The organism is Streptomyces sp. NPDC058812 (assembly GCF_042744565.1).
In the GTDB taxonomy this organism is placed as follows: domain Bacteria; phylum Actinomycetota; class Actinomycetes; order Streptomycetales; family Streptomycetaceae; genus Streptomyces; species Streptomyces thinghirensis.
On the sequence record NZ_JBHYOB010000028.1, the window covers coordinates 1 to 13,845 of the forward strand.

Sequence of the window (13,845 nt, forward strand, 5' to 3'; positions counted from 1 at the left end):
CGGTTACATTTCGAACCCGGAAGCTAAGCCTTACAGCGCCGATGGTACTGCAGGGGGGACCCTGTGGGAGAGTAGGACGCCGCCGAACAATCATTCAGAAGGGTTGGACCCCGAACTTCGGTTCCGGGTCCAACCCTTTTTTGTTTTCCGTCACTTGAAGTTCACGTTGCGCTACGACCATCACTCGTATGGGTACCGCAGCAATGCTCAGGGCCGCCGGCGTAGGAGTCGGCGACGAGGTCGTCGTACCTGCCTTCGGGAACGTGGAAGTCGCCGAGGCCGTGGCGCTGGTCGGCGCGTTGCCGGTGTTCGCGGACATAGATCCGGACACGTACTGTCTGGACGCCTCCTCGGTGGAGGCGGCGCTGACAGCCCGTACCGCGGCCGTGGTCGTCGTACACCGGTTCGGGCGGCCGGCGGACATGGGGTCGTTGCACGGAGTCGGGCAGCGGCACGGGCTGCTCGTGCTGGAGCAGGGCGAGTCCGAGATGCCCTACGACGAGATGGCGCAGCGCAGACAGAGGGCCGCTTATCTCGACGGGAAGTTGCGGGGCGTGCGTACCCCGAACTGGGGTGAGGGGCACACGTATCAGCAGTACGTGGTGCGGGTGCCGGGCAATGGGCGACCGGATCGTGACGCGTTCGCCCGGGCCGTGCGGGGGAGGGGAGTCGAGTGCCGGGTGCCGGTGAAGACGCCCGTGCACAGGATGCCCGGATTCCGGCGGTGCGTGTCGTTGCCGGAGACGGAGCGGGCCGCCGACGAGACACTCGCACTGCCGGTCGACGCCTCGTTGACCAAGCGGGACATGCAGCGGATCGTGTCCGCTTGCAATGCCCTGGGAGGGCTGCTGCAGCCGGCTTTCTGAAAGCCGTGGTTGGGAGCACCGGTCTGTTCGGGGTATGATCTATTCCGTTGCCGCGGGGGAAACCTCGCAAAGCGACAGGCCCCTATAGCTCAGTCGGTAGAGCGTCTCCATGGTAAGGAGAAGGTCAACGGTTCGATTCCGTTTGGGGGCTCCATCGCAAAGGCCCCGCCCAATTGGGCGGGGCCTTTCGTATGTCCTGGACCGGCGGGGTCAGTCCGTGTGCGGCTCCGGGACGCGCATCGCGAGAATCGCCATGTCGTCGGACGGGGCGTCCGACGCGAAACGCTCGACCGCGCGCATGATGCGCGCCGCCACCGCGCCGGCCGTCAGGCCCGTGCACGTGGTGAGGACGTCGGCGAGGCCGTCGTCGCCCAGCATGCGCGTGCCCTCGCGGCGTTCGGTCACGCCGTCCGTGACGCAGAGCAGCACGTCGCCCGGGTCGAGGGTGACCGTCTCCTCGTACAGCTCCAGGTCCTCGATGACGCCGAGGAGGGGCTGCGGCTCCGCTGCCGGTTCGACCGTGCCGTCCTGGCGCAGGCGGAGCGGGAGCGGGTGGCCGGCGCAGACCACCTTCAGCTCGGCACTGCCGTCCTCCTGCGGGCGCATCTCGCCGTAGAGGAGGGTGAGGAAGCGGCTGCGGGCGCCCTCGTCGAGGATGGCCGAGTTGAGGCGCTCCAGGACCGCGGGGCCGCTGAGCCCCTCGCGGGCCAGCAGGCGCAGGGCGTGCCGGGCCAGGCCCGTGACGGCCGCCGCGTTCGGGCCCGTACCGCAGACGTCGCCGATGGCGAAGCCGTAGGCGCCGTCGCTGATGGGGAACAGGTCGTAGAAGTCACCGCCCACCTCGTTGCCCTCGCCGGCCGCGCGGTAGATGACCTCGACCTCGACGCCGTCGATCAGCGGGAGTTCGGGCGGCAGGAGGCTGCGCTGGAGGGACTGGCTGATGGCTGTCCGCTCCGAGTAGAGGCGGGCGTTGTCCAGGGCCAGGGCGGCCCGGCGGGACAGGTCCTCGGCCAGTTCCAGGATCTCCTGGCGGAAGTGCTCGTCGGTCGGCTTGCCGAGCGTGAGCATGCCGATGACGCGGTTGCGGGCGACCAGCGGGAGGACCACGGTCTCGCCGCCGACCGCGGAGGCCGTGGCCAGGGTCGGGCCGATTCCGGAGCTCAGCTTGGGTGTCGGGCCGCCGCTGAGACCCAGGTCGCGCATGGAGGTGCGCAGTGCCGCCTGGTGGGCCAGCTCGCCGGGAGCCGTCCAGACACGGGCGCCCGGGGAGGGTACCGGGTCGGGCGGGGCGATCTTCGAGAGCAGGGACTTGATGCCGTCGATGAGTTCCTCGTCCTCGTGCAGGACGTAGGAGAGGTACGGGTCCGAGGCCTGGTCGGCGATCGTGTAGACGGCGCACCAGGTGGCCAGGGTCGGGACCGTCATCTGGGCCATCAGGGCCAGGGTCTGGTCGCGGTCCAGGGTGCCGGCGAGGAGGTCGGAGGCCTCGACGAGGAAGCTGAGGGAGCCGCGGCGCAGGCGTTCCAGCTCGCCCAGGCGGGCCGACTCGACGGCCAGGGCGATGCGGTCGGCGGCGAACTGGAGGCGCAGGGCCTCCTCGTTGGAGTACCGGCCGGCGGATTCCGCCGCGACGCCGAGGGAGCCGGTGAGACGGCCCTCGACCTTGAGGGGGACGGTGACGACCGAGCGCATGCCGGTGCCGTTCAGCAGCGGGACGGCGCCGGGGACCGCGGCGAGGTCGTCGTGCACGGCGGGCATGCGGGCGGAGCCGTAGCGGCCGGGGCCGGCCTCGACGGGGACGCGGGCGAAGCGCTGGCGGGCGGAGGGCAGGCCCGTGGAGGCGCGGACCTCCAATTCGGTCTCGTCGTCGGTCGCCAGGAGCAGGAACGCGGCGTCGGCGTCGAGCATGTCGCGGGCGCGTTCGACGGTGCGCTGGAGGAGTCCGTCGAGGTCGTCCGGGGCGGGGGAGCCGATGAAGACCTCGAAGGGATCGGCACTCTGGCTTTCGGCGGACGACGAGTCGGAGGCCGGCGCGCGCATCGGGGTCTGCAGGACGGCGCGTTCGTTGTCCCGGACGAGGAGGCAGACCGTGGAGGGCTCGCCGCCGGCGTCACGGACGCGGAGGTGGGAGGCGTAGACCGGGGTGACACGGCCGTTCGCCCCCCGCATGCCGTAGCTGCCCTCCCAGCGGGAGAGCTGGAGCGCCTCGGCGATGCCGGTGCTGGTGCCCGGCGTCTGCGGCCAGGCGGCGAGGTCGGTGAGCGGCTTGCCGATGACCTGCTCGGCGGCGTAGCCGAAAAGCTCCTCGGCGTCCTCGTTCCAGGACGTGACGGCGCCGGTGCGGTCGATCTGGACGACGCCGACGCGGACGCGGGCGTCGGCGAGCGGGAGCAGGTCGGCCGGGAGGGAGGGGCCGGCGGCACGGGTGCCGACCGGGCGCTCCGGGAGGTGGAGGTGGAACCAGACGTTCTTCAGCGTGGGTGAGTACTCGACGCCCCAGCGGTCGGCCAGGGCCGCGCACAGCTGGAGGCCGCGGCCGCCCTCGCGGTCGAGGTTGCCCATGTCGGCGGGGGAGCCCTGGAGGGGGACCTCGCGCTCGGGGTAGTGGTCGGCCACCTCGATCCGTACGCCGTCGTCGCTGCGCAGGCACAGGACGTCGGCGGTGGTGCCGGCGTGCACCACGGCGTTGGTCACCAGTTCGCTGGTGAGCACCACTGCGTCGTCGACGATGTCGGCCTGGCCCCAGCCCTGGAGCGTGTCCCGGACGAAGGACCGGGCGCTCGCCACCGATCGTCCGACGGGCTCGAAGCTGGCGGCCGCGCGCGCGGTGATCACAGAACTCCTCGACCCTCTTTCCCCGTGCACGGCCTCATGGCCGACCGGCTCGCGCCGCTGCTGCGGCAGTCCACCCGTCGGCCCGGGATCCGGGGGCTGCTCCCCCGGGATCAGTCCGGTGGTCATGTCCGGCCGCCCCTCCGATGCCCGCTCGTCTCCGTGCCACCGCCCAGGCCGGACGGACCGGCACGGCTGGACAGCCGCATGCAAGGTTACTTACCTTCGCCGTTCCCGCGGATGCCGGTCTGCAGTGTTTCCGCCCAGAGGGTGTGCGGACGATGTGCGAAGCTGCCGAACTGTTATGGCCTGGTTCGGCCGGGGTGAAACACTGGGCAAGCTTCTTATGAAGGTCCGGGCAGGTTGAATGCGCACCGAGTACGGCGGGCAGCAGCCCGGGAAGCGGTCGGACCAGCCGGTCCGGATCGCGTGGCAGCACAGTATGTACGCGGCAGTAACCGGTTCGCCGAGCGGTGGCAGCCGGGCACAGCAGTAACGGTCGACCCCTGCGGGAGGGACACAGTGGAGTCTGGCGCAGCGACGCGGGGCACTAAGGCGCGCGCGAAAGGCGGACAGTCCCTGAGTAACCAGGGCAAAACGCGGGGCGGAAGTACGACCGTGGACACGGCCGCGCTGAATCGGCTGCTGGCGGCCCTGGTCGCCATGCGGGAGGGCAATTTCCGCAAGCGGCTCACGGTGTCCGGCGACGGCGTGATGTCGGAGATCGCGGCGGTCTTCAACGAGGTGGCCGACCGCAATCTCCACCTCACGGGCGAGCTGGCCCGGGTGCGGCGGATGGTCGGGCGTGAGGGAAAACTCACGGAGCGGCTGGAGACGGGAGCCTGCGAGGGCTCCTGGGCGACCGCGATCGACAACTCGAACGCGCTCGTGGACGACCTCGTACGGCCCGTCTCCGAGGTCAGCCGGGTGCTGTCGGCGGTGGCGGACGGTGATCTGTCGCCGCGTATGGAGCTGCGGACGCAGACCGCGGAGGGCGCCGGGCATCCGCTGCGCGGTGAGTTCCTGAAGGTCGGGCGGACCGTGAACAACCTGGTTGACCAGTTGTCGACGTTCACGGACGAGGTCACGCGGGTGGCCAGCGAGGTCGGTACCGAGGGCAAGCTGGGCGGACAGGCCCAGGTGCGCGGTATGTCCGGTTCGTGGAAGGACCTCACGGACTCCGTCAACACGATGGCGTACCGGCTGACCGCGCAGGTGCGGGACATCGCGCTGGTGACGACGGCGGTGGCCAAGGGTGATCTGTCCCGGAAGGTCACGGTTCACGTGGCCGGCGAGATGCTGGAGCTGAAGAACACCGTCAACACGATGGTGGACCAGCTCTCCGCGTTCTCCTCCGAGGTGACGCGCGTCGCCCGGGAGGTGGGCACCGAGGGCGCCCTCGGCGGGCAGGCCCAGGTGCCGGGCGTGGCCGGGGTGTGGAAGGAGCTGACCGACTCTGTCAACACCATGGCCGGGAATCTGACGGCGCAGGTGCGCGAGATCTCCCACGTGACGACGGCGGTCGCCAACGGTGACCTGTCGAAGAAGGTGACGGTGCCGGCCCGCGGTGAGGTCGCGCAGCTCGCCGAGACGATCAACCAGATGACCGAGACGCTGCGGATCTTCGCCGACGAGGTCACGCGCGTCGCCAACGAGACCGGTGGCGAGGGGCAGCTCGGCGGTCAGGCGAACGTGCCGGGGGCGGCGGGGATCTGGAAGGACCTGACCGACTCCGTCAACACCGTCTTCCGGAACCTGACCACCCAGGTGCGCGACATCGCCGCGGTGACGACGGCGGTGGCCAGCGGTGACCTGTCGCAGAAGGTCACCGTGGACGTGGCCGGCGAGATGCTGGAGCTGAAGAACACCGTCAACACCATGGTGGACCAGCTGTCGAGCTTCGGTGCCGAGGTCACGCGGGTGGCCCGTGAGGTCGGTGTCGAGGGCGAGCTGGGCGGTCAGGCGCAGGTGCCGGGGGCGGCGGGGACGTGGAAGGACCTCACGGACTCCGTCAACACCGCGTTCCGGAACCTCACCGGACAGGTGCGCAACATCGCCCAGGTGACGACGGCGGTGGCCAACGGAGACCTGTCGCAGAAGGTCACCGTGGACGTCTCCGGCGAGATGCTCCAGCTGAAGAACACCGTGAACACGATGGTGGACCAGCTGTCGAGCTTCGCCGACCAGGTCACCCGGATGGCCAGGGACGTGGGCACGGAGGGCCGCCTCGGCGGTCAGGCCCGCGTCGACGGGGTGTCGGGGACCTGGAAGGAGCTGACGGACTCCGTCAACTTCATGGCGGGCAATCTGACCTCCCAGGTGCGGCAGATCGCCCAGGTGACCACGGCGGTGGCGCGGGGCGACCTGTCGCAGAAGATCGACGTCGACGCGCGCGGCGAGATCCTGGAGCTGAAGAACACCATCAACACGATGGTCGACCAGCTCTCCGCCTTCGCCGAGCAGGTCACCCGCGTCGCCCGCGAGGTGGGTACGGAGGGCCGCCTCGGCGGTCAGGCCCAGGTGCCCGGCGTCGCCGGTGTGTGGCGCGAACTGACCGACTCGGTGAACGGTATGGCCGGGAACCTGACCGGGCAGGTGCGCAACATCGCGCAGGTCGCGACGGCGGTGGCCCGCGGTGACCTGTCCCAGAAGATCACCGTGGACGCGCGCGGGGAGATCCTGGAGCTGAAGAACACCCTGAACACGATGGTGGACCAGCTGTCGTCGTTCGCCCAGGAGGTCACGCGCGTCGCGCGCGAGGTGGGCACCGAGGGCATCCTCGGCGGCCAGGCGGAGGTACAGGGCGTCTCGGGCACCTGGAAGGACCTCACGCAGTCCGTGAACGGCATGGCCAACAACCTGACCATGCAGGTCCGCAACATCGCCGAGGTGACGACGGCCGTCGCCAAGGGCGACCTGTCGAAGAAGATCACCGTCGACGCCAAGGGCGAGATCCTCGAGCTGGTCACCACCGTCAACACGATGGTGGACCAGCTGTCGTCGTTCGCGGAGCAGGTCACGCGCGTGGCCCGTGAGGTGGGTACGGAGGGCATTCTCGGCGGCCAGGCACACGTGCCCGGTGTCGTGGGCATCTGGAAGGACCTCAGCGACAACGTCAACCTGATGGCGAAGAACCTCACCGTCCAGGTGCGGAACATCTCCCAGGTGGCCGCGGCCGTCGCCAACGGCGACCTGACGCGCACGGTGACGATCGAGGCGCGCGGCGAGGTCGCGCAGCTCGCCGACACCTTCAACACCATGGTGAAGACGCTGAGCTCGTTCGCCGACCAGGTCACCAAGGTGGCTCGCGAGGTGGGCACGGACGGCATCCTCGGCGGCCAGGCGCACGTACCGGGCGTGGCCGGCACCTGGAAGGACCTCACCGAGTCGGTGAACCAGATGGCGTCCAACCTGACCGGCCAGGTCCGCAACATCGCCATGGTCACCACGGCCATCGCCAAGGGCGACCTCACCAAGAAGATCGACATCGACGCGCGCGGCGAGATCCTGGAGCTGAAGACGACCATCAACACGATGGTCGACCAGCTGTCGTCCTTCGCCGAGGAGGTCACCCGCGTGGCCCGTGAGGTGGGCACGGAGGGACAGCTCGGCGGCCAGGCCCGCGTGCGTGACGTCGACGGCACCTGGCGGGACCTGACGGAGTCCGTGAACGAGATGGCCGGGAACCTCACCCGGCAGGTGCGTGCCATCGCGCGCGTGGCGACCGCGGTGACCCGCGGCGACCTCAACCTGAAGATCGACGTGGACGCCTCCGGCGAGATCTCCGAGCTTCAGGACTACATCAACAAGATGATCGCCAACCTGCGCGACACCACGATCGCCAACAAGGAGCAGGACTGGCTCAAGGGCAACCTGGCCCGGATCTCCGCGCTGATGCAGGGCCGCCGGGATCTCCAGGACGTGGCCTCGCTGATCATGAGTGAGCTCACCCCGGTGGTCTCCGCGCAGCACGGCGCGTTCTTCCTCGCCATGCCCCACGTCGAGGGCCAGGAGCAGGCCGGCGCTCACGAGGACCAGTACGAGCTGCGCATGCTCGGGTCGTACGGCTACTCGATGGGCTCCATGCCCACCTCCTTCCGGCCGGGGGAGGCGCTGGTCGGCACGGCTGCCCAGGAGAAGCGCACGATCCTGGTGGAGAACGCGCCGACCGGCTACCTGAAGATCTCCTCCGGGCTCGGGGAGGCCCCGCCCGCGCAGGTGATCGTCCTGCCGGTGCTGTTCGAGGGGCAGGTGCTCGGCGTCATCGAGCTGGCGTCTTTCACCCCGTTCACGCAGATCCAGAAGGACTTCCTCAACCAGATCGCCGAGATGATCGCGACCAGCGTCAACACCATCTCCGTCAACACCAAGACGGAGGTGCTGCTGAGCCAGTCGCAGGAGCTGACCGAGCAACTGCGCGAGCGGTCGGAGGAGTTGGAGCAGCGGCAGAAGGCCCTGCAGTCGTCCAACGCCGAACTGGAGGAGAAGGCCGAACTGCTGGCGCAGCAGAACCGCGACATCGAGGTGAAGAACACCGAGATCGAGGAGGCGCGGCAGGTCCTGGAGGAGCGTGCCGAACAGCTCGCGGTCTCCATGCGCTACAAGAGCGAGTTCCTGGCCAACATGTCGCACGAGCTGCGTACGCCGCTCAACTCGCTGCTGATCCTGGCCAAACTGCTCGCCGACAACGCCGACGCGAACCTGTCCCCGAAGCAGGTCGAGTTCGCCGAGACGATCCACGGTGCCGGTTCCGACCTGCTCCAGCTGATCAACGACATCCTCGACCTGTCGAAGGTGGAGGCGGGCAAGATGGACGTCTCCCCGACGCGCATCGCGCTCGTCCAGCTCGTCGACTACGTGGAGGCCACCTTCCGGCCGCTGACCGCGGAGAAGGGCCTGGACCTGTCGGTGCGGGTGTCGCCGGAGCTGCCCGCCACGCTGCACACCGACGAGCAGCGGCTCCTCCAGGTGCTGCGCAATCTGCTGTCCAACGCCGTGAAGTTCACCGACTCGGGCGCCGTAGAGCTGGTCATCCGGCCGGCCCGGGACGACGTTCCGCAGGCCATCCGGGAGCAGTTGCTGGAAGCCGGTTCGATGACCGACCCGGACGCGGAGCTGATCGCGTTCTCCGTGAGCGACACCGGTATCGGGATCGCGGCCAGCAAGATGCGGGTGATCTTCGAGGCGTTCAAGCAGGCCGACGGCACCACCAGCCGCAAGTACGGCGGTACGGGCCTGGGGCTGTCCATCTCGCGGGAGATCGCGCAGTTGCTGGGCGGTGAGATCCACGCGCAGAGCGAGCCGGGCCGCGGGTCGACGTTCACGCTCTACCTGCCGCTGCACCCGAGTGAGCTGCCCGCCCACGGCTACCAGCAGCCTCTTCCGGCCCTGGAGCCCGGCGGGGCGCTCGCCACTCCGGGCGCCATGCCCGAGCTGCCCGGGACGCAGGCGGAACCGCCGGCCGAGGCGAGGTCGTACCAGGACGCGCAGAACGGTGCCGCGACGCTGTTCCGGCACCGCCGCAGGGCGGTCCCGGAGCCCGAGGACCTGCCCGCGGCGCGGGAGCAGCGGCCGGCCGCCGAACAGGAAGCGGCGCCGCAGTCGAGCCGGGGCATCCGGTTCGGCGGGCAGAAGGTGCTGATCGTCGACGACGACATCCGCAACGTCTTCGCGCTCACCAGCGTCCTGGAGCAGCACGGCCTGTCCGTGCTGTACGCCGAGAACGGACGCGAGGGCATCGAGGTCCTGGAGCAGCACGAGGACGTGGCGGTCGTCCTGATGGACATCATGATGCCCGAGATGGATGGGTATGCCACGACCACGGCGATTCGCCGGATGCCCCAGTTCGCCGGTCTGCCGATCATCGCGCTGACCGCGAAGGCGATGAAGGGCGACCGGGAGAAGGCGATCGAGTCGGGCGCGTCCGACTACGTCACCAAGCCGGTCGACCCCGATCACCTGCTGACGGTGATGCAGCAGTGGATGCGGGAGGGGTGAGGAGTAGGTTCGGACGGGCACCGCACGGTACGTGCGGGCAGCGTGCTCGGGTACATGCGGGCAGCGTGCCCGCGGTACGTACGGGCACCGTCCGCGCGGCACGTCCGGGCGGTGTGCGAACGTGGGGTGTACGCAAGTGGCGGGAACCTTCGGCGTTCACGCGGAGTTGCTGACTCAGTGTGCCCGAAGTCGTGTAGAAGTACGGGATTCGGGGAACCTTCTGGTCCCCCGCTGCGTTTCTGCTACGTGCACAGTGACATCGCGGTGACAGGGTGTGGCGACAGGCGGGGTGCGGCTACGATGACCGGCACAAGGACGGGCGGCGCAAGGGAGTCGTCCCCTGGGGCGGCGCCCGCCGGTGCTGCCCCAAGTCCTGCGGACAGGGGAGGCCCCACGCCGGGGCGAGGAGGGCGGGCCATGGTGCAGAAGGCCAAGATCCTCCTGGTCGATGACCGGCCGGAGAATCTGCTGGCGCTGGAGGCGATCCTCTCGGCGCTCGATCAGACGCTGGTGCGGGCATCGTCCGGGGAGGAAGCGCTCAAAGCACTGCTCACGGACGACTTCGCGGTCATTCTGCTGGACGTCCAGATGCCGGGCATGGACGGTTTCGAAACCGCCGCGCACATCAAGCGACGGGAGCGGACCCGGGACATCCCGATCATCTTCCTCACCGCGATCAACCACGGCCCGCACCACACCTTCCGGGGGTACGCGGCGGGCGCGGTCGACTACATCTCCAAGCCGTTCGACCCGTGGGTGCTGCGCGCGAAGGTCTCCGTCTTCGTCGAGCTGTACATGAAGAACTGCCAGCTGCGCGAACAGGCGGCACTGCTGCGGCTCCAGTTGGAGGGCGGCGGCAAGGCCGCGGCCGGCGAGTCCAAGGAGCCGGCGGGACTGCTCGCCGAGCTGTCGGCGCGGCTGGCGGCCGTGGAGGAGCAGGCCGAGGCGCTCTCCAAACAGCTCGGCGACGAGTCGACGGACGCGGCGGCGGTGGCGACGGCGGCGCATCTGGAACGCAAGCTCACCGGACTGCGGCGTGCGCTGGACGCCCTGGAGCCGGGGGCGTCCGGAGGTCAGGCCGCGGTCAACTGAGGTCCGTTGGCGGGCCGGGCCCGGTGGGCCGGCCCGTGAGGGCATGTCAGTACCTGTACCGGAGGCGTCAGTTCCGGTCTCCTGCGCGGGCGACACGAACGGGTGAAGCGGTGGGCACACGTGTCGACCGCCGTCTCCCCCGGTAACCTCACACCTATGGCCTCACGTCCCTCCGCAGCCAAGAAGCAGCCCGCGAAGAAGGCGGCCGCTCCCGCGAAGGGTCCGGCGAAGAAGGCCGCTGCGAAAAAGGCGCCCGCGAAGAAGGCGCCCGCCAAGAAGTCCGCGGCGAAGAAGCCCGCGCCCAAACCGGCACCCAGCCCCACCGGAGGCGTCTACCGCCTCGTGCGCGCCCTCTGGCTGGGCATCGCGCACGCCGTCGGCGCCGTCTTCCGCGGCATAGGGCAGGGCGCGAAGAACCTCGACCCGGCGCACCGCAAGGACGGCGTCGCGCTGCTGCTGCTCGGCGTCGCGCTGATCGTCGCCGCGGGCACCTGGGCCGACCTCAAGGGCCCCGTCGGCGACCTCGTCGAGATCCTCGTGACCGGCGCCTTCGGCCGGCTGGACCTGCTGGTGCCGATCCTGCTCGGCGCCATCGCCGTGCGCCTGATCCGGCACCCCGAGAAACCCGAGGCCAACGGCCGGATCGTGATCGGTCTGTCCGCACTCGTCGTCGGCGTCCTCGGCCAGGTGCACGTCGCCTGCGGCTCACCGGCCCGCGGCGACGGCATGCAGGCCATAAGGGACGCCGGCGGTCTCATCGGCTGGGGCGCGGCGACCCCGCTGTCGTACACGATGACCGACGTCCTGGCCGTGCCGCTGCTCGTGCTGCTCACCGTCTTCGGGCTGCTGGTCGTCACTGCCACGCCGGTCAACGCCATCCCGCAGCGGCTGCGGCTGCTCGGTGTACGGCTCGGCCTGGTCCGCGACCCGGAGGCGGAGGCCGACGCGTTCGGCGAGGACGACGAGCGCTACGAGGAGCAGTGGCGCGAGGCGCTGCCCGCGAAGCCCGGCAGGCGCGGCAGGGGCCCGGCGTCGGAGCCGTACGACCCCGACGCGGCCGAGGAGGAGGCGCTCACCCGGCGCCGCGGCAGGCCCCGACGGTCCGCCGTGCCGCAGCCCGACATGAACCGGCCGATGGACGCCGTGGACGTCGCCGCCGCGGCCGCCGCCGCACTCGACGGCGCCGTGCTGCACGGAATGCCGCCCTCGCCGCTGGTCGCCGACCTCACGCAGGGCGTGAGCACGGGGGACCGCGAGTCGACGACGCCGACTCCGACGCCCGTGCCGGCCGCGCGGCCGCAGCCGGGGAAGCTCAAGCAGGACAAGGCGCGGAAGGACGATTCCGACAACGGTACGGCGGTGGTCGCCGACCTCACCAAGACGCCGCTGCCCAAGGAGCGGGACCTGCCGCCGCGCGCCGAGCAGCTCCAGCTCTCCGGAGACATCACCTACTCCTTGCCGGCCCTCGACATGCTCACCCGTGGCGGCCCCGGCAAGGCGCGCAGCGCCGCCAACGACGCCATAGTGGCCTCGCTGACCACTGTGTTCACCGAGTTCAAGGTCGACGCCGCCGTCACCGGGTTCACGCGCGGGCCGACGGTCACGCGGTACGAGGTCGAACTCGGGCCCGCCGTGAAGGTCGAGCGGATCACCGCACTGGCCAAGAACATCGCGTACGCCGTCGCCAGCCCGGACGTGCGGATCATCAGCCCGATCCCCGGCAAGTCCGCGGTCGGCATCGAGATCCCCAACACCGACCGGGAGATGGTCAACCTCGGCGACGTACTGCGGCTCGCGGAGTCCGCCGAGGACGACGACCCGATGCTGGTCGCCTTCGGCAAGGACGTGGAGGGCGGCTACGTCATGCACTCCCTGGCGAAGATGCCGCACATACTGGTCGCCGGCGCCACCGGATCCGGCAAGTCGTCCTGCATCAACTGCCTGATCACCTCGATCATGATGCGGGCGACCCCGGAGGACGTCCGGATGATCCTGGTCGACCCCAAGCGCGTCGAGCTGACCGCGTACGAGGGCATCCCGCACCTGATCACGCCGATCATCACCAACCCGAAGCGGGCCGCCGAGGCGCTCCAGTGGGTCGTGCGCGAGATGGACCTGCGCTACGACGACCTCGCGGCCTACGGCTACCGGCACATCGACGACTTCAACCGCGCGGTGCGCGAGGGCAAGGTGAAGCCGCCCGAGGGCAGTGAGCGCGAGCTGCAGCCGTACCCGTACCTGCTGGTGATCGTGGACGAGCTGGCCGACCTGATGATGGTGGCGCCGCGGGACGTCGAGGACGCGATCGTGCGGATCACGCAGCTCGCGCGCGCGGCCGGCATCCACCTGGTACTCGCCACCCAGCGGCCGTCCGTGGATGTCGTCACCGGTCTGATCAAGGCGAACGTGCCCTCCCGGCTGGCCTTCGCCACGTCCTCGCTGGCGGACTCGCGGGTCATCCTCGACCAGCCCGGTGCCGAGAAGCTGATCGGCAAGGGCGACGGCCTCTTCCTGCCGATGGGCGCGAACAAGCCGACCCGTATGCAGGGCGCGTTCGTGACCGAGGAAGAGGTCGCGGTCGTCGTCCAGCACTGCAAGGACCAGATGGCGCCCGTCTTCCGCGAGGACGTCACCGTCGGCACCAAGCAGAAGAAGGAGATCGACGAGGACATCGGCGACGACCTCGACCTGCTGTGCCAGGCGGCCGAGCTGGTCGTCTCCACCCAGTTCGGGTCGACCTCCATGCTGCAGCGCAAGCTGCGCGTCGGCTTCGCCAAGGCCGGGCGCCTGATGGACCTGATGGAGTCGCGGAGCATCGTCGGGCCGAGCGAGGGCTCAAAGGCTCGTGACGTTCTTGTGAAGCCTGACGAGCTGGACGGCGTGCTCGCGCTGATCCGGGGGGAGTCTGAAGGGTAGGGAACGGTACGCGAGGGGTTCCTTCGACGCAGGGTCACGGAGGTCGGTCGGCCGATCGTGACTCACCCGTTAGGGATCATTGAGCAACCGTTTCCCCATGGCGTACGTCAAGTTGAGGGAAATGACAAACAGGTAGTCCACC

Annotated in this window: 5 protein-coding genes, 1 tRNA gene and 1 rRNA gene; 6 read left to right on the forward strand and 1 reads right to left on the reverse strand. The window is 69.7% G+C overall.

The window, feature by feature from the left end; translation table 11 throughout:
- The 3 genes from rrf to ACFW48_RS35495 form a co-directional block, all read left to right on the forward strand.
- Positions 1–88: ribosomal RNA gene (gene rrf / locus ACFW48_RS35485) — 5S ribosomal RNA — on the forward strand; the annotation flags it as partial.
- Positions 89–203: 115 nt separating this feature from the next.
- On the forward strand, positions 204–866 hold the full coding sequence (locus ACFW48_RS35490) for a DegT/DnrJ/EryC1/StrS family aminotransferase (protein WP_386322412.1): 663 nt from the start codon (positions 204–206) through the stop codon (positions 864–866).
- A 78-nt stretch (positions 867–944) separates the two neighbouring features.
- Positions 945–1,020, forward strand: a tRNA-Thr gene (locus tag ACFW48_RS35495).
- Positions 1,021–1,076: 56 nt separating this feature from the next.
- Here the strand turns inward: ACFW48_RS35495 and ACFW48_RS35500 are convergent.
- The gene (locus tag ACFW48_RS35500) at positions 1,077–3,827 is read right to left on the reverse strand and encodes a SpoIIE family protein phosphatase (protein WP_386322315.1); all 2,751 of its coding nucleotides are present in this window, start codon (positions 3,825–3,827) and stop codon (positions 1,077–1,079) included.
- A 393-nt stretch (positions 3,828–4,220) separates the two neighbouring features.
- On the opposite strand from ACFW48_RS35500, the gene ACFW48_RS35505 reads away from it, so the two are divergent.
- The 3 genes from ACFW48_RS35505 to ACFW48_RS35515 all read left to right on the forward strand — a co-directional run bounded on the left by ACFW48_RS35505 (position 4,221) and on the right by ACFW48_RS35515 (position 13,703).
- Entirely contained in the window at positions 4,221–9,695 is a 5,475-nt protein-coding gene (locus ACFW48_RS35505) for a HAMP domain-containing protein (protein ID WP_386322317.1), read from the forward strand.
- Positions 9,696–10,112: 417 nt separating this feature from the next.
- On the forward strand, positions 10,113–10,787 hold the full coding sequence (locus ACFW48_RS35510) for a two-component system response regulator (RefSeq protein WP_386322319.1): 675 nt from the start codon (positions 10,113–10,115) through the stop codon (positions 10,785–10,787).
- Between the two features lie 156 nt (positions 10,788–10,943).
- Positions 10,944–13,703, forward strand: coding sequence for a DNA translocase FtsK (locus ACFW48_RS35515; protein ID WP_386322321.1), 2,760 nt, complete (start codon positions 10,944–10,946; stop codon positions 13,701–13,703).
- Positions 13,704–13,845: the final 142 nt, after the last annotated feature.

Excerpts from the sequence above, each read along its gene's own strand:
- ACFW48_RS35490 (WP_386322412.1), top strand. The coding sequence starts at position 204 with ATGCTCAGGGCCGCCGGCGTAGGAGTCGGCGACGAGGTCGTCGTACCT.
- ACFW48_RS35500 (WP_386322315.1), bottom strand. The coding sequence starts at position 3,827 with ATGACCACCGGACTGATCCCGGGGGAGCAGCCCCCGGATCCCGGGCCG.
- ACFW48_RS35510 (WP_386322319.1), top strand. The coding sequence starts at position 10,113 with ATGGTGCAGAAGGCCAAGATCCTCCTGGTCGATGACCGGCCGGAGAAT.
- ACFW48_RS35515 (WP_386322321.1), top strand. The coding sequence starts at position 10,944 with ATGGCCTCACGTCCCTCCGCAGCCAAGAAGCAGCCCGCGAAGAAGGCG.